The following is a 20,636-nucleotide window of genomic DNA, read 5'->3' as shown; positions in this document are numbered from 1 at the left end:
CCTTCTCCCTCACCAATGCACCCCGCGCATCAACGCGGCGAACGCAATCTGCTCCTGACTCGGCGTCTCATCACGCAGCGCAGTCTTGTCGCCCTTGGCCGCCGCTGAATCCGGGAACAGCTCGAACGCGGTGTTCATCACCGCCTCGTAGGCCTTTGGCGCCAACGCGTTGACCAGCGCCGCGAAGATTCCCAGGCGGGTGGCGATCCGGCTGGGCTTCTCGATGATGCCCTTCACCACCAGGTCAGCGGCCTCATCCGGGGTCAGCGTCGGCACGTTTTCATAGACTTTGGTGGGCGCGATCATCGGGGTTTTCACCAGCGGCATGTTGATGGTGGTGAAGCTGATGCCCTTGCCCGACAGTTCGCCCTGCGCGCAGCGGCTGAAGGCGTCCAGCGCGGCCTTGCTGGCCACATAGGCGGAAAACCGTGGAGAGTTGGCCAACACGCCGATCGAGCTGATGTTGATGATGTGCCCCTTGCGGCGCTCGATCATGGTCGGCAAAAAGCCCATGATCAGGCGCAGGCTGCCGAAATAGTTCAGCTGCATCGTGCGCTCGAAATCGTGGAACCGGTCGAAGCTCAGCTCGATCGAGCGCCGGATCGACCGCCCGGCGTTGTTGACCAGGATGTCCACGTGCCCATGCTCCTTGAGCACGGTCTCCACCAGGCGATCGCAGTCGGCCATGTCGGAGAGATCGGCGGTATAGGCGAATACCTTGCCGCCGGCGGCATTCATTTCGTCCCGGGCGCGGAACAACTCTTCCTGCCCGCGCGCCACGATCACCGTGATGGCGCCCGCTGCCGCCACCTTTTGCGCGGTGGCCAGGCCAATCCCTGAGGAGCCGCCCGTGATCACCACCACCTTGCCCTGAACCGTGCCCTTCAGGCTGCGATCGACGAACAGATCGGGATCGAGATGACGCTCCCAGTAGTCCCACAGCCGCCAGGCGTAGTCTTCCAGGCGCGGCACCGCAATCCCGCTACCCTTGAGCGCGCGTTCGGCCTCGCGATTGTCGAAGCGGGTCGGGTAGGTGATGAACTTGAAGACCTCCTTGGGGATGCGGAAGTCGCGCAGCAGCATGGTCATGATCCGGCGCACGGGCGGCAGGCTGCCGACCGCCATGCGCACGCTGCCCGGGATGAACGCGAACATGCGCGCGTCGATGCGCATGCTCATCTCCGGCGCATGCCCGGCGCGCGCAAATATGTTCAGCACCTCGCCAACGCGCAGCGGCTCGGGATCGGTGAGGTGGAAGCAATGGCCGTCCAGGCGGGGTTTGTGCGCGATGTGATCGAGCGCGGCGGCCACGAAATCGACCGGCACGATATTGATGCGTCCGCCCTCGATGCCCAGCATCGGCATCCATGGCGGCAGTGCCTGACGCAGCTTTTTGAGAAAGGTGAAGAAGTAATACGGGCCATCGATCTTGTCGATCTCGCCGGTCTGCGAATGCCCCACCACCATGCCGGGGCGGTAGATCCGCCATTTGATCCGGGACTCGCCGCGCACCAATCCCTCGGATTCATGCTTGGTGCGCAGATAGGGATCGTCCAGTCCTTCGGCCTCCTCGAACATGTCCTCGCGGAACACCCCTGGATACAGCCCCGCCGCAGCAATCGAGCTGACGTGATGGAAGCAGCCAGCCTTGATCGCCGCCGCCAGATCCAGCGCATGCCGGGTACCGTCCACATTGGCCAGCCGCATGGCCTCGGCGCTGGCGGTCAGGTCGTAGATCGCGGCCAGATGAAAGAAGTGGCGGATCTTGCCGGACAGCGCCCGCAGCTGGGCGGCGCTGACCCCGCAGTTGGGCGCGCCCATGTCGCCCGTGACCGGCAGCACACGTTTACGATCCCAGTTGCGCTGCTGCGCCAGCGCTTCGAACTTCTTCAGCGACTCCTTGCGCACCAGCACGTGGATCGTGCCCTTGCGCCGGAGCAGGTTCTCGATCAAAAAGCGGCCGATGAAGCCGGTACCACCGGTGACGAAATAAGCCATTGCGCACTCCCCGAAATGCCCTCAGCGTAACCCAGCGCTGCTTCGTCTTACGTTGCCAGAGCCGCACGGCGGCGACAATTCCCCCGCGTATTGACCGCCCTTCGGGACGCATGCTGAGATGCCGTCTCCACAGCAAGGGGAACCGCCATGGCCGATCTCAAGACCCAGTTCGAGCAAGCCGCGCAGGACGTCAAGACCCTGACCGAGCGCCCCGACAACGAGACCCTGCTGCGCCTGTACGCGCTCTACAAGCAGGGGTCGGAAGGCGATGTCAACGGCCCCAAGCCCGGGTTCTTCGATTTCGTGGGCACCGCCAAATACGAAGCCTGGGCCAAGCTCAAGGGCACCCCTCGGGAAGAGGCGATGCAGAAATACATCGACCTGGTAAAGAAACTGACCGCCTGACCCTGCCGCGCCGATGGCCCGCCAGACCCGCCAGCGCATCCTCGATGCCTCGCTCGCCATGTTCAACGCGCAGGGCGAGCCGAACGTCACCACCAATCACATCGCCGACGAGCTGGAGATCAGCCCCGGCAATCTGTACTACCACTTCCGCAACAAGGACGACATCATCGAACATCTGTTCGCCGGCTATGAAGCGCGCATGGATGCCGCGCTCACTGCGCCGCAGGGTCGCCTGCCCGGACTTCAGGACATCTGGCTGCAGCTGCACCAGGTCTTCGAATGCATCTGGGACTATCGCTTCCTCTACCGCGACCTGGTGGACATCCTCAGCCGCAACCGCCGCCTGCGCCTGCGCTTTGCACGCATCCTCAAGCGCGCCGACGAGCAGGCGCATGCGGTGCTGCACGGCCTGGTGCGCGCCGGGGTGATGCGCGCCTCCACCACCGAACTGGATGCCGCCGCCACCAACGTGCTGGTGATCGCCACCTTCTGGCTGAACTACGCCGCCGCCCGCGGCGATCGCGATGAGCAGGCCGCGATCCGCGACGGCATCGTGCAGGTGATGATGCTGATCGCTCCATTCCTGCGCGACCCCGAGCGCGTGCATCTGCACACGCTGACCCGCGCCTATCTCGATTGAGCGCCGGCCACCGCGCCGGAATCGTCCTTGCAGAGAATCCGCAACCCTCGCTGCCGGATTGCGCCGGCGGGCAGTGCTCGGCTTTCCGGACTGCGGGAATCCCCGGCAGGCAGTCACGCACCACGCCGTCATGAAAAATAGGCATATGCAAATGCTTCGAAGCGATCAGCTCGCTCGATCCGGCGTACACTCGACGACATGAACGTGACACACGCGCCCACTGCCTTGCCTGCGGCCTCGCCTGCCTGTGTGTTTCCTGGAAGCGATCGCTTCTATGCCCTGCTGGACGCGGCGGTGGCCTTGGGCGAGCCGGAAGCCACCACCCAAGCCCTACGCGCGGCGCTGGAATCGCTGATTTGCGACCCGTCGGTACGCTTGCCGGACGCTGTGCGTACGCCAGTGGCCGGCCATTACGCCCGCCGCGAGCTGTACCGCAGCCCGGTTCACGGCTATAGCGTGGTCGCAATGACCTGGGGCCCGGGCCAGGACACCCCGCTGCACGACCATGACGGCCGCTGGTGCGTGGAAGGCGTGTGGCAGGGCGAGTTGGACATCATCCGCTACGAGTTGCTCGAAACCAACGGCGCGCGCGCGCGCTTCAAAGCCGTCGAAACGCTACGCGCCGGACGCGGCAGCGCAGGCAGCCTGATCCCACCGCATGAATACCACGTGCTGCGCAATCCGCATGCAGATGCGGTTGCGGTATCGGTACACGTCTACCAGGCGCCGCTGGTGCAGTGCGCGCGGTTCCGCCACGACGGAGACGACTGGTACGTGCGCGAGCAATGCTGCCTGACCGTCGATCCCACTGAGTAAGGCCTGAAGCCATCCAGGCGCTATCAGCCCACGCCGAGTCCGGTACCGGCCTGGACTCGACTCACACACGTCCATCACGTGCAGGATGGAGGCGTAGCCGGCCCTCCCTGGCCGGCGGGGACTTCTGAGTTGATCTGAGATTCCTCAGTTGAGGCAAGCCGCTGCGCGCTCCTCACGCACAGCGCTCAGGTGGAGGCGGCATCCGCCGCCATCTCCCGCTCAGACTCGACGTCACCCCGACTTCATCTTCCCGACACGCGGCGGTCACGCCCTGCCGCGACGCTGCGTAGCACCGGCCACCGGGGAGTACCGGCCATGCGCTACAGCCTCGTCACCGAGACCTACCCGCCCGAAGTGAACGGCGTCGCCTTGACCGTGCAGGGGCTGGAGCAGGGGCTGCGCGAACGGGGGCATGCGGTGACGCTGGTACGCCCGCGCCAGCCTGACGACCCGCTGCATCCAGGGGATACCCTGCTGGTGCGTGGCGCCGCGCTTCCGCGCTATCCCGGCCTGCGCTTCGGGCTGCCGGCCACCCGCGCGCTGCTGCGCCGCTGGGCACTGGAACGGCCAGACGCGATCTACGTCGCGACCGAAGGCCCGCTGGGCTGGTCGGCGCTGCGCGCGGCGCGCCGGCTGGGCATCCCCGCCGCCACCGGCTTCCATACCCGTTTCGACGATTACGTCCGCAGCTACGGGGCGCCCTGGCTGCAGGGCACCGCGCTGCGCTGGATGCGGCGTTTCCACAACGGCGCGCAGGCCACGCTGGTGCCCACGTGCGAACTGCAGGGCTTCCTCGAAGACCACGGCTTTCGCAACGTCGTGCGGCTGCCGCGCGCGGTGGACACCGCCGCCTTCCATCCCGATCACCGCGACCCGGCGCTGCGCATGGCCTGGGGGCTCGACGCGCAGGCGCTGGCCGTGCTGTACGTCGGCCGCATCGCGCCGGAAAAGAACCTGCCGCTGGCGGTGCGCGCTTTTCGCGAGCTGCAGCGGGTCCGCCCCGACGCGCGTTTCGTGTGGGTGGGCGATGGCCCCGCGCGCGCGGCCCTGCAGCGCGAGAATCCGGATTTCGTGTTCTGCGGAGTGCAGCGTGGCGAGGCGCTGGGCCGCCACTTCGCCAGTGGCGACCTGTTCCTGTTCCCCAGCCGCAGCGAAACCTTCGGCAACGTCATCCTGGAATCGCTGGCCAGCGGCGTGCCGCTGGTGGCCTTCGACTACGGCGCCACCCGCGAACTGGTGCGCGATGGCGTGCACGGCGCGGCGATCGCCTGCGACGACGACACCGGCTTCATCGCGGCCACGTTGCGCCTGGGCGCCAACGACGCCTTGCGCGAAGCGATGCGCACGGCCTGCCGCGAGGCGGTGGCGGCGTTGCGCCCGGCGCGGGTCGCCGAAGATTTCGACGGCCTGCTGCAATCCATCTCCATCCATGGGAGCTCTGCACATGTCGCGTCCCATGTCTCCTGAGCGCCTGCTGGCGGCCGAGCGCCGCTGGTGCCTGCACGCCAATGCGCTGTGCGCGCGCCGTTGGTTCCTGCACTACTTCGCCGCGGTCAGCCGCCTGGGCGATGGCGTCTTCTGGTACGCGCTGATGGCGGGGCTGGTGGTGGTGGATGGGCTGCACGGCCTGCGCGTCTCGCTGCACCTGGCCGCGACCGGCGCGGTCGCGCTGCTGCTGTACAAGCGCCTGAAACATTGGACCCGGCGCCCGCGGCCGTTCGCCCACGACGGCCGCATCCGCGCCTGGGTGGCCCCGCTGGACGAGTTCAGCTTTCCCTCCGGCCATACCCTGCATGCGATCGCCTTCAGCGTGGTGGCGCTGGCGCACTACCCCGTGCTGGCCTGGCTGCTGGTGCCGTTCGCCACCAGCGTGGCGGTCTCGCGCGTGGTGCTGGGCCTGCACTATCCCAGCGACGTGCTGGCCGCGACCGGCATCGGCGGGCTGCTGGCCGGAGGCTCGCTGTGGCTGGCGGGCGCGGGCGGCTGGCTGCCCTGACCGTCGTGCCAGCCGGCGCGGCCGGTTCGGGCGCCCGTACAATCGGCGGGTCGATACGGGAGCCCGCATGCAACTCGATCTCACCGGAACCCACGCGCTGGTCTGCGGCGCCTCGGAAGGCATCGGCCGCGCCACCGCGCTGGAGCTGGCCGGCCTCGGCGCCAGCGTCACCGTGCTGGCACGGCGCGAGGCCGCGCTGCGCGAAGTGGTCGCCAACCTGCCGCGCGCGCACGGACAGACGCACGGACTGCTCGCCGTCGATCTGCGTCAGACCGCCGCGCTGGCCGAGGCAGTGGCCGCGCACGCCACGCGCGCGCCGGTGCACATCCTGGTCAACAACACCGGCGGCCCGCCGGGCGGCCCCGCGCATGCGGCGCCGGCGGCGGCCTATCTGGACGCGTTCCAGGCCCACCTGATCGCCGCGCACACGCTGGTGCAGGCGCTGCTGCCCGGGATGCGCGCCGCGCGCTGGGGCCGCATCGTCAACGTGATCTCGACCTCGGTGTACGAGCCCATCCCCAACCTCGGCGTGTCCAACACCATCCGCGGCGCGATGGCCAGCTGGGCCAAGACGCTCTCGCGCGAGCTGGGCGGCGACGGCATCACCGTCAACAACGTGCTGCCGGGCTATACCCGCACGCGCCGGCTGGAGCAGATCCTGGCCGACCGCAGCGCCGCCACCGGCAAGACCGAAGACGAGGTGGCGCAGGCGATGCTGGCAACGGTCCCCGCCGCGCGCTTCGCCGAGGCGCACGAGCCGGCGAGCCTGATCGCCTTCCTGTGCAGCCCCGCCGCGGCCTATATCAACGGCCAGTCGATCGCGGTGGACGGCGGCCGCATGCAGTCGATCTGAGCCGATGCCCGAAGGCCCCGAGATCCGCCGCGCCGCCGACCGCCTGGCCGCCGCCGTAGCCGGGCAGGTGCTGGTGCGCGCGCAGTTCGCCTTCCCGACGCTGAAGCGCTTCGAACGCACGCTGCCGGGCCGCCGCATCCTGTCGATCACGCCGCGCGGCAAGGCGCTGCTGACCGCGTTCGACGACGGCTGGACGCTGTACACGCACAACCAGCTCTACGGCGTATGGCAGGTGGCCGGCCCGGGCGAGCGCCCTGCCACCTCGCGCAGCCTGCGCGTCGCGCTGGAGACCCGGCGCGCGCGGGCGAGGCGTTCCGCTTCCGCGTGTTCCAGCGCGACGGCCAGCCCTGCGAGCGCTGCGGCACGCCGATCGCGCGCATCGCCAGCCAATCGCGGCCGCTGTTCCTGTGCCCGCATTGCCAGCCCGCACGGCCACCGAAGTAAACTGGCGGGATGCGACGGTTCGGACACGTCATCGGCGCCGCCAGCGGCGGCTCACCCAGCGCGCGCTGGCTGCCGGTGTTCGACCCCGCCCATGCGCAGCCGTATGCGGAAGTGGCCGCCGGGGATGCCGCCAGCGTCGAGGCCGCGGTGGCCGCCGCCTGCGCCGCCGCGCCCGGCTGGGCCGCCCTGCGCAACAGCGAGCGCGCGCGCCACCTGGAACGCCTGGCCGACGCGCTGGAAGCACGCCTCGACACCTTCGCCCGCGCCGAAGCCATCGACGCCGGCAAGCCGCTGGCGCTGGCGCGCGACATCGAGATCCCGCGCGCCGTCTCCAACCTGCGCTTCTTCGCGCATGCGGCCACCCAGTTCGCCAGCGAATCGCACCACGGCGAAGCCGGCTTGAACTACACGCTGCGCCTGCCGCTGGGCGTGGCGGGCTGCATCAGCCCGTGGAACCTGCCGCTGTACCTGTTCACCTGGAAGATCGCGCCGGCGCTGGCCGCCGGCAACACCGTCGTCGCCAAGCCGTCCGAGATCACGCCCGCCACCGCGACCATGCTCGGCGAACTGGCGCTGGAGATCGGCCTGCCGCCGGGCGTGCTCAACATCGTCCACGGCCGCGGCCCCGAGGTGGGCGAGCCGCTGGTGGCGCATCCGCAGGTCAAGGCGGTCTCGTTCACCGGCAGCACCGCGGTGGGCCGCCGCATCGCCGGCATCGCCGGGCCGCTGCTGAAGAAGGTCTCGCTGGAGCTCGGCGGCAAGAACGCCACCGTGGTCTTCGCCGACAGCGACTGGCGCGCGCAGCTCGACACGCTGGTGCGCAGCGCGTTCCAGAACAGCGGGCAGATCTGCCTGTGCGGTTCGCGCCTGCTCGTCGAGCGTGCGATCTACCCCGAGTTCCGCGACGTCTTCGTCGAACGCGCCCGCGCGCTGCGCGTCGGCGGCCCGCTGGAGGACGGCGTGCAGCTGGGGCCGATGGTGTCGCAGGCGCACTTCGACAAGGTCATGGCCGCCATCGCGCGCGCGCGCGCCGAGGGCGGCCGCGTGCTGTGCGGCGGCGCGGCGGTGGAACGCGACGGCTGGTTCATCGCGCCGACCGTCCTCGAAGGCCTGGGCCCGGACTGTGCCACCAACCGCGAAGAGATCTTCGGCCCGGTGGTCACGTTACAAGCGTTCGACAACGACGATGACGCGCTGATGCTGGCCAACGCCTGCGACTACGGCCTGTCCGCCAGCGTGTGGACGCGCGATCTGGCCCGCGCCCACCGCTTCGGCGCGCAGCTGCGGGTCGGCATCGTGTGGATCAACAGCTGGCTGCTGCGCGACCTGCGCACGCCCTTCGGCGGCACCGGCGCCTCCGGCCTTGGCCGTGAGGGCGGGCTGGAGGCCATGCGGTTCTTCACCGAGCCGCGCAATGTCGGTCTCGCTGTCCCATGAGTCGTGCGGCTGCAATCGGCGCAGGACTGTGCCTGGCACTGCTGGCCGGCGTCGCCGTGGCAACGGGCACCGGCGATGACGCGCCCGCCGACCCGATCGCCGCGTATTTCGCGCGGATGCGCGAAATGCGGACACCGTTTGCGGAGTTCCGGTTCATGACCGGATCCGAGGTGGCCGCCAATCCGACCTGGAAGCAGATTGCGGGGCAAACGTTGGCGGCCAGCCTGGCCACCCTGGGACGGCCGAACGACGCCATCCGCAGCTTCCCCCTCCATGACCGTCGCGCCGCGCCCGACGACCTGCCGACACCCGCCACCCACGCCGCACAGCCGGCGGTGGACTGGATCGTCGACCGCGCCGCCGACCTGCGCGTGATCATGGTCAACGAGGCGCACCATCGCCCGGAGACCCGGCAACTGACGCTGGCCCTGCTGGCACCGCTGCGGGCACGCGGCTTCACCCATCTCGCCGTGGAAGCCCTGGCCGATCCGCCGCTGCCCAAGGGCTACCCCACGCTCGATACGGGTTATTACACGCGCGAGCCGGTCTTTGCCGAAATGCTCCGCGAAGCACGCCGCCAGGGCTATGTACTGGTGCCCTACGAACCCGCCTCGAAGCCGGGGCTGACCCAGCAGCAACGCGAAACCGGCATGGCGACGACACTGGCTGGGCTGTTACGCGCCCACCCCAAAGCCAAAGTGCTGATTCATGCCGGCTACGGCCACATCAGCAAAAGAGCGGGAAGCCAGCCTGGCAATGCCGATCCGATGGCGCTGGAGTTCATGCGCCTGTCCGGGCTGCCGATCCTCGCCGTCGACCAGACCCGGCTGACATGGGAGGACGGCGCCGCGGCCGACCGGCTTGCGCGGACCTTCGACGTGCAGGCACCCGCGGTACTGGAAGATCGGCATACGCATCGCGTTTGGAGCGCTTCACCCGACGGATACGACGCCAGCATCGTTCTGCCCGCTTCGGATACCTCATCTGTTCGGCCCTCCTGGCTCACGCTCGACGCCCGCCGCCAGCCGGTCACGATCGACCTGACGCCCTGCAAAACCCACCTGCCCTGCCTCGCCGAAGCCCGCTACGCCAGCGAAGGCGACGACGCCATTCCCGCCGACCAGTTCGTGCTGCTGGCCGATGGCGAAACCGACACACCGCTCTACCTCGCCCCCGGCCAGTACCGCCTGCGTCTGACCGGTCCCGACGACACCGTGCTCGCGGACCGGACGCTGGACGTCCCCGCGCACGACCCATCCCCATCGGACACCCCATGAAGAAGCAACTCCAGACCCTGCTGCGCAACAACCAGGCGTGGGCCGACCGCGTCACCCAGGAAGACCCCACGTTCTTCGACCGCCTGTCGCGCCAGCAAAGCCCGGAATACCTGTGGATCGGCTGCTCCGACTCGCGGGTGCCGGCCAACCAGGTGGTGGACCTGCTGCCGGGCGAGGTGTTCGTCCACCGCAACATCGCCAACGTGGTCGTGTACACCGACCTCAACTGCCTGTCGGTACTGCAGTTCGCAGTGGATGTCCTGAAAGTGAAACACGTGCTGGTCGTCGGCCATTACGGCTGCGGCGGGGTCGGCGCCGCCCTGCACGGCACCCGGCTGGGCCTGGCCGACAACTGGATCCGCCACGTCGGCGACGTCGCGCTCAAGCACGCCGCGCTGCTGGACGGCCTGCCCGAAGAGCAGCGCCACGATGCGTTGTGCGAGCTGAACGCGATCGAGCAGGCCGTGAACGTGTGCCAGACCACGGTGATCGCCGACGCATGGGCGCGCGGCCAGCCGCTGGCCGTGCACGGCTGGGTGTATAGCCTGGCCGATGGCCGCGTGCGCGAGCTGGGCATGGACGTGGACGGCATCGATGCGCTGGATCGCGCGCAGCAGGCTGCGGTTTCCGCCGTGGCATTGCGCCGCAGGAGCACTCCATGAGCACCGGCATTTACGCCAGTCAGGCGCCGAAAGCAGTCGGCCACTACCCGCACGCGCGCCGGGTCGGCAACCTGCTGTTTCTCTCCGGCATCGGCCCGCGCGATCCCGCCACCAACACGATTCCCGGCAATCGCTACGATCCGGAAGGGCGGTTGATCGGCTATGACATCCGCGCGCAGACGCACGCGGTGTTCGCCAACGTACGCGCAGTGCTGCAGGCCAGCGGCGCGCGCTGGGAGGACCTGGTGGACGTGACGGTCTATCTCACCGACATGGCGCGCGATTTCACGGCCTACAACGCCGTATGGGCCGAGTATTTCCCCGACCCCGCGCTCGCGCCCTGCCGCACCACGCTGGGCATCACCGCGCTGCCCACGCCGATCGCCATCGAGCTCAAGTGCATTGCCCGGATCGAGGACTGAACGCCATGCTGCCCGCCGCCTTCAACCTGCACGCCTGGATCGAGAAACACCGCCACCTGCTGAAGCCGCCGGTGGGCAACAAGTGCATCGTCCAGGACGATTTCATCGTGATGGTGGTCGGCGGCCCGAACGCGCGCACCGACTACCACGTCGAAGAAGGGCCGGAGTGGTTCTACCAGCTGGAAGGCGAGATGGTGCTGCGCGTGCAGGAAGACTTCGACGGCGAACGCGGCCGCGTGCGCGACATCCCCATCCGCGCCGGCGAGGTGTTCTACCTGCCGCCGCGGGTACCGCACTCGCCGCAGCGGATGCCGGATTCGGTGGGGCTGGTGATCGAGCGCAAGCGCCTGCCGCACGAGGACGACGCGCTGATGTGGTTCTGCGTGAACTGCAACCACAAGCTCTACGCGGAGTTCTTCCACCTCGTCGATATCGAGCAGGACTTCTTCCGCGTGTTCGAACGCTTCTACCGCGACGACCACCTGCGCACCTGCGCGCAGTGCGGCACGCTCAACCCGCGGCCGGCGCGCTATGAGCAATCGGTCGAATAAGCCCCCTGGCGCCGGAGCAGACACCCTCAACAAGCAGCTAACAACGAAAAAGCGGGCCGCAGCCCGCTTTCTCTTATCCGGCACGGAGCACAGCGATTACTCGCCCTCGGTGACGGCCTTGATCGACAGGCGGATGCGGCCCTGCTTGTCCACTTCCAGCACCTTGACCTTCACCAGGTCGCCTTCCTTGAGCTTGTCGGAAACCTTCTCCACGCGCTCGCTGGAGATCTGCGAGACGTGCACCAGGCCGTCCTTGCCGGGGGCGATGGTCACGAACGCGCCGAAATCCATGATCTTGGCGACCTTGCCCTCGTAGGTGCGTCCGGGCTCGACGTCCGAGGTGATCTGTTCGATGCGCGCCTTGGCGGCGATCCCGGCGGCGGCATTGACCGAAGCAATGGTGATGGTGCCGTCGTCCTGGATGTCGATCTGGGTGCCGGTTTCCTTGGTGATCGCCTGGATCACCGAACCGCCCTTACCGATGACCTCGCGGATCTTGTCCGGATGGATCTTCATGGTGATCAGACGCGGCGCATAGTCGGACAGCTCCGGGCGCGGCGCGCTGATCGCTTTGGCCATCTCGCCGAGGATGTGCAGGCGGCCCTGCTTGGCCTGCGCCAGCGCGACCTGCATGATCTCCTCGGTGATGCCCTGGATCTTGATGTCCATCTGCAGCGCGGTGACGCCGCGCTCGCTGCCGGCCACCTTGAAGTCCATGTCGCCGAGATGATCCTCATCGCCAAGGATGTCGGACAGCACCACGTACTTGTCCCCTTCCTTCACCAACCCCATGGCGATGCCGGCGACCGGGCGCTTGATCGGCACGCCGGCGTCCATCAGCGCCAGCGAGGAGCCGCACACCGAGGCCATCGAAGACGAACCGTTCGACTCGGTGATCTCGGAGACCACGCGGATGGTGTAGGGAAACTCTTCGATGCTGGGCATCATCGCCAGCACGCCACGCTTGGCCAGGCGACCGTGCCCGATCTCGCGCCGCTTGGGCGCGCCGAAACGGCCGGTCTCGCCCACGCAGAACGGCGGGAAGTTGTAGTGGAACAGGAAGTGTTCCTTCCACTCGCCGGCCACGTCGTCCATGATCTGGCCATCCCGCGCAGTGCCCAGGGTGGTCACCACCAACGCCTGGGTCTCGCCGCGGGTGAACAGCGCCGAACCGTGCACGCGCGGCAGCACGCCGACCTTGCAGGAAATCGGCCGGACTTCGTCCAGCTTGCGGCCGTCGATGCGGATCTGGGTATCGAGCACCGCGCTGCGCATGGTCTGATATTCCAGCTCGCCGAACTCCTTGGCCATCTCGGCCTGGCTCCAGCCCTCGGCCTCGGCGCGCCCGGCCAGGGCCTGCAGCACATCCTGCTTGATCGCGGCGATGGCATCGCGGCGCTGCAGCTTGTCGGTGATCTTGAACGCATCGGCCAACTGCCCGCCCACGGCCTCCTTCAGCGCGGCGATCATGGCGGCGTTCTTCTCCGGCGCCTGCCAGGTGCACGGCGGGGTGCCGGCTTCGGTCACCAGTTCGTTGATGGCGTTGATCACCTTCTGCATCTCACGATGACCGAACATCACCGCGCCCAGCATCACGTCTTCGGAGAGCTCCTTGGCTTCCGATTCCACCATCAGCACCGCGCTCGAAGTGCCGGCCACGACCAGTTCCAGGTCGCTGGTCTTGAGCTCGGATACCGTCGGGTTCAGTACGTACTGGCCATTGACATAACCGACCTTGGCGGCGCCGATCGGGCCCTGGAACGGGCTGCCGCACAGCGACAGCGCGGCGGAGGCGCCGATCAGCGCGGGGATGTCGCCCTCGATCTCGGGATTCAGCGACAACAGCTGGGCGATGATCTGGACTTCGTTGCGGTAATCCTCCGGGAACAGCGGGCGGATCGGGCGGTCGATCAGGCGGCTGATCAGGGTTTCCTTCTCGGTCGGCCGGCCTTCACGCTTGAAGAAGCCGCCTGGGATGCGGCCGCCGGCATAGAACTTCTCCTGGTAGTCCACGGTCAGCGGGAAGAAGTCCTGACCTTCGCGCGCGGCCTTGGCGACCACCGCGGTCACCAGCACCTCGGTGCCATCGACCTTCACCAGCACCGCGCCGCCAGCCTGACGCGCGATCTCACCGGTTTCCAGGGTCACTTGGTGCTTACCGTACTGGAAGGTTTTGCTGATCTTTGCCACTTGGGAAATCCTTGTATGTCTTGAGTCATCGACGCAGGCAAGCCCTGCTTGCTGCGCTGCACCGCACGGGCGATGCGGGGGATGCGGCCTGGCCGCGACGGGTGGAACGGGTACCTCTCAAACGAACCGCGGCGCATTCCTGCGCCGCGGCGGGTGGGGCGATCAGCGACGCAGACCGAGCTTGCCGATCAGCGCCTTGTAGCGCTCTGCATCCTTGCGATGCAGATAGTCGAGCAGGCTGCGCCGACGGTTGACCATCATCAGCAGACCGCGCCGGCTGTGGTGGTCCTGCTTGTGGGTCTTGAAGTGCTCGGTGAGCTGCTCGATGCGGGCAGTCAACAGGGCGATCTGGACCTCCGGCGAGCCGGTGTCGTTGTCGCTGCGCTTGTGCTCGTTGATGATTTTCTGGGTGTCGATGGACATGATGGCCTCGTAGTCGCGTAGCCGGCAGGAACGGGCGGAACATGCGCGCCCGCACCGCACGGCTCGCCGTGAATGATGCGGAAAAGTGGTGTGATTCGCCCCGAAGAGCTTTGGAAGTATAGCCGTTTGCGGAATCAGCGGCAATGCGCGGCATTCTCGGCCGTCCCGCAGGCAGCGACTGCCGCCCAGCGAAACAGGCGGATCGGCCGCAACGCGCCGTCGGCATCGACCTCTCCCAATCCCAGGCCGCGACCATGCTCGTCCAGGATTGCGACCTGCCGCCCGCGCGCCGGATACGGGCCGCGCAAGCCCTGCCCGCGCCCCAGGCGCTGCGCCTGCGCCGCATTCACCCGCACCTCGGGCCAGGACGCCATGCCGGCTTCGATCGGCAGCAGACAGGATTCCAGCACGCGCTCACCGGCCTGCTCGCGCAGCTGCTCCAACCCGTCCAGGGTCCACATGCGCGGATCGCGGAATGGATCGACCCACAGCCGGCGCAGCTCCGCGACGTGCGCCCCGCAGCCCAGCAGTTCGCCCAAATCGCGCACCAGGCTGCGCACATAGGTGCCGGAGCCGCACTCTACGTGCAGGCGCAGCAGCGGCTCGCCGCCGTCCAGCAGGTCAGCGGCGTTGAGCAAGTCGAAGGCGTGCACCTCGACCTCGCGCTCCTCCACCGCGATCGTTTCCCCGCGGCGGGCCTTCGCGTACAGCGGCTCGCCGCCGCGCTTGAGCGCGGAATAGATCGGCGGGCGCTGCAGAATGCGTCCGGTGAGGCGTCGCAGCGCTGCATCGATGGTGTCGATGGTCAGCGCCGGCACCGGGCGCTCGCGCAGGGTTTGACCTTCGGCGTCGTCGGTGTCGGTGGTGATACCGAGCCTGGCGACGGTTTCGTAGGCCTTGCGCGCGCCCAGCAGGCCGCCGGCGATCTTGGTCGCCTCACCGAAGCACACCGGCAGCAGGCCGGTGGCCAGCGGGTCGAGGCTACCGGTGTGGCCCGCCTTGTCGGCACGGAACAGGTGGCGCGCCCGCTGTAACGCCTGATTCGAGGACACCCCCTGCGGCTTGTCCAGCAGCAGGATACCGTCCAGACGACGAAAAGCAGTGCGTGGGCGACGCTCGCGCGAATCAGTCGGCATCGCCGCCGGCATGAACATCGGGCAGATCGCGCAGCAGGCTGTCGATGCGCTCGCCGCGATCCACCGACTCATCGTAGTGGAAATGCAGTTCGGGCACGTGCCGCATCCGCACCATCCGCGCCAGCTGGTAGCGGAACTCCGGCGCCAGCGCTCTCAGCGCCTGCACCGTCTCTGCCGCGCGTTCCGGCTGGAGCACGGTCACGAACACCTTGGCATGCGCCATGTCTCGCGTCACCTCGACGTCGGAGACGCTGGCAGAGCCCAGGCCATGCTCGCGCACGAAGGTATGCACCAGCGTGCCCAGCTCGCGGCGGAGCTGGGCGGAGACGCGGTCGGTACGGTGGAAGGATTTCTGCGCCATGGCTGGACCGCGCGCCTCACAGCGTGCGCTGCACCTCGATGCGTTCGAAGCATTCGATCTGATCGCCCGGGCGGACGTCGTTGTAGGCCTTCACGCCGATGCCGCACTCGTTGCCCTGGCGCACCTCGTCCACCGGATCCTTGAAGCGGCGCAGCGATTCCAGCTCGCCTTCGAAGATGACCGTATTGTCGCGCAGCACGCGGATCGGCTTGGCCTTCTTGACCACGCCCTCCACCACCATGCAGCCGGCGATCGCGCCGAACTTGGAGCTGCGGAACACGTCGCGGACCTCGGCAATACCGATGATCTCTTCGCGGATTTCCTTGCCCAGCACATTGGAGGCGACCTGCTTCACCTGGTCGATCACGTCATAGATGATCGAGAAGTAGCGCAGGTCGAGATTGTTGCTCTCGATGACCTTGCGTGCGGAGGCGTCGGCGCGCACGTTGAAGCCGATGATGGTGGCTTTGGAGGTCGCCGCCAGCTGCGCATCGGATTCGGTGATGCCACCCACGCCCGCGCCGATCACATTGATGCGGATCTGGTCGTTGGACAGCGCGGTCAAGGCCTCGCGCAGGGCCTGCATGGTGCCGTGGACGTCCGCCTTGACCACCAGATTGAGCGTCTGCTGGGTCGCGCCTTCGCCCATCTGCGCCATGATGTCTTCCATGCGATTGCCCGCGGACGCCACCAGCCGCAGTTCGCGGCGCTTGGCATCACGCTGCTGCGCCACGTCCTTGGCCAGCCGCTCGTCGGCCACCACCACGAAATCGTCTCCGGCTTCCGGCACTCCGGACAGACCGAGGATCTGCACCGGAATGGATGGCCCCGCGTCCTGGACCTGACGGCCGGTCTCGTCGAACAGCGCGCGCACGCGGCCGTACTGGATGCCGCACACCAGGTAATCCCCCTTGGCCAGGCGGCCCTGCTGCACCAGCACCGTGGCCACCGGCCCGCGCCCCTTGTCCAGCGAGGATTCGATCACCACGCCGGTGGCGCGGCCATTCGGCACCGCCCTCAAGTCGAGCAGCTCGGCCTGCAGGGTGATCGCATCCAGCAGATCGTCCACCCCCTGGCCGGTCTTGGCCGAGAGCTCCACCGCCTGCACGTCGCCGCCGAACTCTTCCACCACCACGTCGTGCGCGAGGAGATCGTTCTTGACGCGCGCGGGGTCGGCGCCCGATTTGTCGATCTTGTTGATGGCGACGATCAGCGGCACCTTGGCGGCGCGCGCGTGCTGGATCGCCTCCACTGTCTGTGGCATCACCCCGTCGTCGGCCGCAACCACCAGCACCACGATGTCGGTGAGCTTGGCGCCACGCTGACGCATCTGCGCGAATGCCGCATGGCCAGGAGTATCCAGGAAACTGATCACGCCCTTGGGCGTGGTCACGTGATAGGCGCCGATGTGCTGGGTGATGCCACCGGCCTCGCCGCTGGCGACCTTGGTGCGCCGGATGTAATCCAGCAGTGAAGTCTTGCCGTGATCGACGTGCCCCATGATGGTGACCACCGGCGGCCGCGGGACTTTCTCGCCCTGGACCTGCTCGAGGTGCGCCAGCAGTTCAGACTCGGCATCGTTGGTATTTGCGGAAACCGCTTTGTGGCCGAGCTCTTCGGTCACCAGCACCGCGGTATCGTGATCGATGGTCTGATTGATGGTCGCCATCACGCCCATCTTGAACAGCGCCTTGACCACGTCGCCGCCCTTCATCGCCAGCTTCTGGGCGAGATCGGCCACGGTGATGGCCTCGCCGATGGCGACTTCACGCACCACCGGCGCGGTCGGCTTGGTGAAGCCGCTGCCCGTGCGCGCGGGATCCGGGCCACGCTTGACGGGCTTGGGGCGCGCGCGCGGCGCGCTGCTGCGGCGCGCCCGGTCGGACGCGGACAGGTGCAACTGGCCGGCGAAGCGGGCGACCGTCTCGTCATCATCGACGCCGACCTGCATCACATGCGAGCCACGATGCGGCTTGGGCTTGTGCGAAGCGCCCTTCTCGGATTCGCGCGCGACCGCGCCCGACTTTGCAGCATGCCCGTGGCCATGCCCTTTCGTCTTGCCAGCCTCTTCCTGCTCCAAATCGGGATCATCCCCGGCCGCGGCGGCAGCTGCGGCCGCAGCCTCGGCCGCAGCGCGCCGCTCGGCCTCTTCCTGCTCGCGCCGGCGCCGTTCCTCCAGTTCGGCCGCGCGCTGGCGATCTTTCTCGGCCAGTGCCTGCTGCTCGGCCAGATTGCGCGCGCGCGATTCTTCCAGCTTGCGCAAGGCATCCAGACGCTCGGCGTCGAGCTCCTGGGCGGTGGGGGTCGCCGCGCGGCTCTCGCTCGGCTTGATCGTGATCTTCTTGCGCGTTACCACCTCCACGGTGCTGGCACCGCGCCCGGACTTGCCGCTGCCGCCGACGGTGATCTCCTGCTTGCGGCTGCGGCTCAAGGTGATCTTGCCCGGCGCGATGACCTCATCGACCGGCTTGTCGGCCTTGCCGTGCGCACGCCGCAGAAAGCCGTGCAGCTTGAGTTTCTCGGCACTGGTGATGACCTGATCTGGACCGCTGAACTGCATGCCGGCCTCGGCCAGCTGTTCCAGCAGTTTTTCGACTGGGATGTTCACCAGTTCGGCGAGTTTGCGGATGGTGGTTTGCTGCGACATTCGGTTTCCGGTGTCATTGGTCGCCGCACGGGCGACCGGATATGGCGATTGTAGGACGGAGCCGCTTCCGCCGGCGGTGGCGCTCGCGCCGGCGGCGCTTACTCGAACCAGTGCTTGCGTGCTTCCATGATCAGCGCGGCGGCACGCTCCTTACCGATGCCCTCGATGTCGGCGATTTCATCGGTCGCCGCCTCGGCCAGGTCCTCACGGGTGCGAATGCCGCGCGCGGCCAGCGCGTAGGCGGTCGCATCGTCCATGCCTTCGAGCGCGAGCAGATCCTCGGCGGGCTGGTGCTCTTCGAGGGTCTCCTCGGCCGCCAGCGCTTCGTTCAACAGGGCGTCGCGCGCGCGCGAGCGCAGCTCTTCGACGATGTCCTCATCGAAGCCATCCACGGCCAGCAGCTCGGCAACCGGCACATAGGCGATTTCTTCGATCGAGCTGAAACCCTCGCTGACCAGAATGCCGGCGATCTCTTCATCGACCTCCAGCTTGTCCATGAACAGCTTGCGCGCCGCAGCCTGCTCGGCCTCGGACTTGGCCTGCACCTGCTCGGCGGTCATCACGTTGAGCTGCCAGCCGGTCAGGCGGCTGGCCAGGCGCACGTTCTGGCCACCGCGCCCGATCGCCTTGGCGAGATTGTCCTCGGCCACCGCGATGTCCATCGAATGCTTGTCCTCATCGACGATGATCGACTGCACTTCGGCCGGCGCCATCGCGTTGATCACGAACTGCGCAGGATTGTCGCTCCACAGCACGATGTCCACACGCTCGCCGTTGAGCTCGTTGGTCACCGCCTGCACGCGCGAGCCGCGCATGCCGATGCAGGCGCCGATCGGATCGGTGCGATTGTCGTGCGCCAGCACCGCGATCTTGGCGCGATCACCAGGATCACGCGCGCAGGCCATGATCGAGACCAGGCCCTGACTGACTTCCGGCACCTCGAGCTTGAACAGCTCGATCATGAACTCCGGCGCGGCCCGGCTGATGAACAGCTGCGGCCCGCGCGGCTCGCTGCGCACGTCATACAGGTAGCCGCGCACGCGATCTCCGGCGCGCAGCACGTCGCGCGGGATGCCCTTGTCCTTGGGGATGATGGCCTCGGCATTGCCGCCCAGGTCGACATACACGTTGCCACGCTCGACCCGCTTGACCACGCCAGTCACCAGCTCACCGACGCGATGCTTCCAGGCGTCCACCACCTGCTGGCGCTCGGCCTCGCGCACGCGCTGCACGATCACTTGTTTGGCCGCCTGCGCCGCGATGCGGCCGAACTCGGGGTTCTCGATCTGCTCTTCGATGTAATCGCCGACTTCGACGCCCTCGGCCTCCTCGATCGCATCCATCAGCCGGATTTGGCGATCCGGCGATTCCATCACCGCATCGTCGGCGATCACCTCCCAGCGCCGGAAGGTCTGATAGCTGCCGTCCTTGGGGTCGATCTGCACGCGCACCAGCACGTCCTGGTCTGCGTAGCGCTTCTTCGCCGCGGACGCCAGCGCCGCCTCGATCGCCTCCAGGATCACCGATTCCGGCACGCCCTTCTCGGCAGCCACCGCATCCGCGACCAGCAACAATTCCTTGCTCATGCCCGCTTACTCCGCATCGGACGACCTGCTGGCCGCCGTCTTGTTGGTTGAATGTGCCTTGCCCGCCTTGCCGGCGGTCTTCTTCTGTTTGCCCGGCCGCGGATCGCGCCCGGGTTTGTCCTGCACGGGCGCCAGCCCCAGAGCAGCCCAATCGGGCACCAGCCGTGCCTTGTCGATATTGGCCGCGACCACCGCGAACTCGGCGCCGTCGAGATCGAACACCACCGTGTCGCCGTCCACCCGGAGGATGCGACCCTGCAGCCGGCGCCGCCCGTCCTGCGGCAGCTTCAGCGCGACCTTGGCGGTTTCGCCCACGAACCGCGCGAACTGGGCCGCGCCGAACAGCGGCCGATCGATCCCGGGCGAGGACACCTCCAGCGTGTAATGGCCGCTGATCGGATCCTCCACGTCCAGCTGCGCGGAGACCTCGCGGCTGACGGCCTCGCAATCGTCGATGCTCACCATGCGCGTGTCAGCCTCGGCGACCGGCACATCGATGTACAGGCGCAGGGTGGCGCCACCCGGGGCTGGCAGGTACTCGACGCCCAACAGCTCCAGCCCCATCGCGGAAACGGTGGGCGCGAGCATCGCGGCGATGTCGTCGGCTTTCTCTGTCACGTTGTGCCTATCGTTAGAAAATCTGCATCCCGGAAGATTCCGAAAGCGCCCAAGCACCAGCTGGATTTGCCGCGCCGGCCGCCCTTGAGGACCGTCGCGCGCAAAATGGACGCCCGGAAACGAAAAAAGGACCCACAGGGCCCTTGTCCGATGACGCTGGAGTGCGGAGACCGC

19 protein-coding genes and 3 pseudogenes are annotated in these 20,636 nt (G+C 67.8%); 13 read left to right on the top strand and 9 right to left on the bottom strand.

What is annotated here, in order from left to right; all coding sequences use genetic code 11:
- Window positions 1-9 precede the first annotated feature (9 nt).
- Window positions 10-1,998, bottom strand: coding sequence for an SDR family oxidoreductase (locus ML342_RS05995; RefSeq protein WP_240126129.1), 1,989 nt, complete (start codon window positions 1,996-1,998; stop codon window positions 10-12).
- Between the two features lie 147 nt (window positions 1,999-2,145).
- Here ML342_RS05995 and ML342_RS05990 point away from each other — a divergent pair, with 147 nt between their 5' ends.
- The 13 genes and pseudogenes from ML342_RS05990 (at window position 2,146) to ML342_RS05935 (ending at window position 11,501) form a co-directional block, all read left to right on the top strand.
- On the top strand, window positions 2,146-2,403 hold the full coding sequence (locus tag ML342_RS05990) for an acyl-CoA-binding protein (protein WP_240126128.1): 258 nt from the start codon (window positions 2,146-2,148) through the stop codon (window positions 2,401-2,403).
- Between the two features lie 13 nt (window positions 2,404-2,416).
- Window positions 2,417-3,043: a TetR/AcrR family transcriptional regulator gene (locus ML342_RS05985; RefSeq protein ID WP_240126127.1), complete on the top strand. Its 627-nt coding sequence runs from the start codon at window positions 2,417-2,419 to the stop codon at window positions 3,041-3,043.
- 198 nt (window positions 3,044-3,241) lie between these two features.
- Complete coding sequence (locus ML342_RS05980) at window positions 3,242-3,859, top strand: cysteine dioxygenase family protein (RefSeq protein WP_240126126.1); 618 nt, start codon at window positions 3,242-3,244, stop codon at window positions 3,857-3,859.
- Between the two features lie 315 nt (window positions 3,860-4,174).
- Window positions 4,175-5,326, top strand: a complete 1,152-nt coding sequence (locus tag ML342_RS05975) for a glycosyltransferase family 4 protein (RefSeq protein WP_240126125.1) — start codon at window positions 4,175-4,177, stop codon at window positions 5,324-5,326.
- On the top strand, window positions 5,304-5,855 hold the full coding sequence (locus tag ML342_RS05970; protein WP_240126124.1) for a phosphatase PAP2 family protein: 552 nt from the start codon (window positions 5,304-5,306) through the stop codon (window positions 5,853-5,855). Before ML342_RS05975 ends, ML342_RS05970 begins: the two co-directional genes overlap by 23 nt.
- 67 nt (window positions 5,856-5,922) lie before the next feature.
- Entirely contained in the window at window positions 5,923-6,708 is a 786-nt protein-coding gene (locus ML342_RS05965) for an SDR family oxidoreductase (protein WP_240126123.1), read from the top strand.
- Window positions 6,709-6,712: 4 nt separating this feature from the next.
- Window positions 6,713-6,991: pseudogene (locus tag ML342_RS05960) on the top strand (DNA-formamidopyrimidine glycosylase family protein); the annotation flags it as partial.
- On the top strand, window positions 6,934-7,152 hold the full coding sequence (locus tag ML342_RS11995; RefSeq protein ID WP_369408258.1) for a zinc finger domain-containing protein: 219 nt from the start codon (window positions 6,934-6,936) through the stop codon (window positions 7,150-7,152). The pseudogene ML342_RS05960 and the gene ML342_RS11995, both read left to right, overlap by 58 nt.
- Before the next feature lie 9 nt (window positions 7,153-7,161).
- On the top strand, window positions 7,162-8,589 hold the full coding sequence (locus ML342_RS05955) for an aldehyde dehydrogenase (RefSeq protein WP_240126122.1): 1,428 nt from the start codon (window positions 7,162-7,164) through the stop codon (window positions 8,587-8,589).
- Entirely contained in the window at window positions 8,586-9,866 is a 1,281-nt protein-coding gene (locus ML342_RS05950; protein ID WP_240126121.1) for a TraB/GumN family protein, read from the top strand. Before ML342_RS05955 ends, ML342_RS05950 begins: the two co-directional genes overlap by 4 nt.
- Window positions 9,863-10,528 carry a carbonate dehydratase gene (can, locus tag ML342_RS05945; RefSeq protein ID WP_240126120.1) on the top strand — a complete coding sequence of 222 codons (666 nt, stop codon included), beginning with the start codon at window positions 9,863-9,865 and terminating at the stop codon, window positions 10,526-10,528. Before ML342_RS05950 ends, can begins: the two co-directional genes overlap by 4 nt.
- Complete coding sequence (locus ML342_RS05940; protein ID WP_240126119.1) at window positions 10,525-10,950, top strand: RidA family protein; 426 nt, start codon at window positions 10,525-10,527, stop codon at window positions 10,948-10,950. Before can ends, ML342_RS05940 begins: the two co-directional genes overlap by 4 nt.
- A gap of 5 nt (window positions 10,951-10,955) precedes the next feature.
- Window positions 10,956-11,501 carry a 3-hydroxyanthranilate 3,4-dioxygenase gene (locus tag ML342_RS05935; RefSeq protein ID WP_240126118.1) on the top strand — a complete coding sequence of 182 codons (546 nt, stop codon included), beginning with the start codon at window positions 10,956-10,958 and terminating at the stop codon, window positions 11,499-11,501.
- Between the two features lie 96 nt (window positions 11,502-11,597).
- Here ML342_RS05935 and pnp read toward each other — a convergent pair whose 3' ends face one another.
- The 8 genes and pseudogenes from pnp to rimP all read right to left on the bottom strand — a co-directional run bounded on the left by pnp (window position 11,598) and on the right by rimP (window position 20,462).
- A complete protein-coding gene (gene pnp, locus ML342_RS05930) occupies window positions 11,598-13,691 on the bottom strand; it encodes a polyribonucleotide nucleotidyltransferase (protein ID WP_240126117.1) in 2,094 nt (697 codons plus the stop codon).
- A gap of 162 nt (window positions 13,692-13,853) precedes the next feature.
- Window positions 13,854-14,114, bottom strand: a complete 261-nt coding sequence (rpsO, locus tag ML342_RS05925; protein WP_240126116.1) for a 30S ribosomal protein S15 — start codon at window positions 14,112-14,114, stop codon at window positions 13,854-13,856.
- A gap of 134 nt (window positions 14,115-14,248) precedes the next feature.
- Window positions 14,249-15,250 carry a tRNA pseudouridine(55) synthase TruB gene (truB, locus tag ML342_RS05920; protein ID WP_240126115.1) on the bottom strand — a complete coding sequence of 334 codons (1,002 nt, stop codon included), beginning with the start codon at window positions 15,248-15,250 and terminating at the stop codon, window positions 14,249-14,251.
- Window positions 15,240-15,611 (bottom strand): 30S ribosome-binding factor RbfA, encoded by a 372-nt coding sequence (rbfA, locus tag ML342_RS05915; protein ID WP_240126114.1) that lies wholly within the window; start codon window positions 15,609-15,611, stop codon window positions 15,240-15,242. The genes truB and rbfA overlap by 11 nt, the downstream gene beginning before the upstream one ends.
- Before the next feature lie 16 nt (window positions 15,612-15,627).
- Window positions 15,628-17,577 (bottom strand): annotated as a pseudogene (infB, locus tag ML342_RS05910) (translation initiation factor IF-2); the annotation flags it as partial.
- 141 nt (window positions 17,578-17,718) lie between these two features.
- Window positions 17,719-18,258, bottom strand: a pseudogene (locus ML342_RS12040) (translation initiation factor IF-2); the annotation flags it as partial.
- 98 nt (window positions 18,259-18,356) lie between these two features.
- Window positions 18,357-19,844: a transcription termination factor NusA gene (gene nusA, locus ML342_RS05905; RefSeq protein WP_240126112.1), complete on the bottom strand. Its 1,488-nt coding sequence runs from the start codon at window positions 19,842-19,844 to the stop codon at window positions 18,357-18,359.
- Between the two features lie 6 nt (window positions 19,845-19,850).
- A complete protein-coding gene (rimP, locus tag ML342_RS05900; protein ID WP_240126111.1) occupies window positions 19,851-20,462 on the bottom strand; it encodes a ribosome maturation factor RimP in 612 nt (203 codons plus the stop codon).
- Window positions 20,463-20,636 lie beyond the last annotated feature (174 nt).

The organism is Thermomonas alba, assembly GCF_022419205.1.
GTDB lineage: Bacteria > Pseudomonadota > Gammaproteobacteria > Xanthomonadales > Xanthomonadaceae > Thermomonas > Thermomonas alba.
This window is presented reverse-complemented; position numbering and strand designations above follow the sequence as displayed.

Coding starts and splice junctions, on each gene's coding strand:
- ML342_RS05995 (WP_240126129.1), bottom strand. CDS start 1,998: ATGGCTTATTTCGTCACCGGTGGTACCGGCTTCATCGGCCGCTTTTTG.
- ML342_RS05990 (WP_240126128.1), top strand. CDS start 2,146: ATGGCCGATCTCAAGACCCAGTTCGAGCAAGCCGCGCAGGACGTCAAG.
- ML342_RS05985 (WP_240126127.1), top strand. CDS start 2,417: ATGGCCCGCCAGACCCGCCAGCGCATCCTCGATGCCTCGCTCGCCATG.
- ML342_RS05980 (WP_240126126.1), top strand. CDS start 3,242: ATGAACGTGACACACGCGCCCACTGCCTTGCCTGCGGCCTCGCCTGCC.
- ML342_RS05975 (WP_240126125.1), top strand. CDS start 4,175: ATGCGCTACAGCCTCGTCACCGAGACCTACCCGCCCGAAGTGAACGGC.
- ML342_RS05970 (WP_240126124.1), top strand. CDS start 5,304: ATGTCGCGTCCCATGTCTCCTGAGCGCCTGCTGGCGGCCGAGCGCCGC.
- ML342_RS05965 (WP_240126123.1), top strand. CDS start 5,923: ATGCAACTCGATCTCACCGGAACCCACGCGCTGGTCTGCGGCGCCTCG.
- ML342_RS11995 (WP_369408258.1), top strand. CDS start 6,934: ATGGCAGGTGGCCGGCCCGGGCGAGCGCCCTGCCACCTCGCGCAGCCT.
- ML342_RS05955 (WP_240126122.1), top strand. CDS start 7,162: ATGCGACGGTTCGGACACGTCATCGGCGCCGCCAGCGGCGGCTCACCC.
- ML342_RS05950 (WP_240126121.1), top strand. CDS start 8,586: ATGAGTCGTGCGGCTGCAATCGGCGCAGGACTGTGCCTGGCACTGCTG.
- can (WP_240126120.1), top strand. CDS start 9,863: ATGAAGAAGCAACTCCAGACCCTGCTGCGCAACAACCAGGCGTGGGCC.
- ML342_RS05940 (WP_240126119.1), top strand. CDS start 10,525: ATGAGCACCGGCATTTACGCCAGTCAGGCGCCGAAAGCAGTCGGCCAC.
- ML342_RS05935 (WP_240126118.1), top strand. CDS start 10,956: ATGCTGCCCGCCGCCTTCAACCTGCACGCCTGGATCGAGAAACACCGC.
- rpsO (WP_240126116.1), bottom strand. CDS start 14,114: ATGTCCATCGACACCCAGAAAATCATCAACGAGCACAAGCGCAGCGAC.
- truB (WP_240126115.1), bottom strand. CDS start 15,250: ATGCCGACTGATTCGCGCGAGCGTCGCCCACGCACTGCTTTTCGTCGT.
- rbfA (WP_240126114.1), bottom strand. CDS start 15,611: ATGGCGCAGAAATCCTTCCACCGTACCGACCGCGTCTCCGCCCAGCTC.
- nusA (WP_240126112.1), bottom strand. CDS start 19,844: ATGAGCAAGGAATTGTTGCTGGTCGCGGATGCGGTGGCTGCCGAGAAG.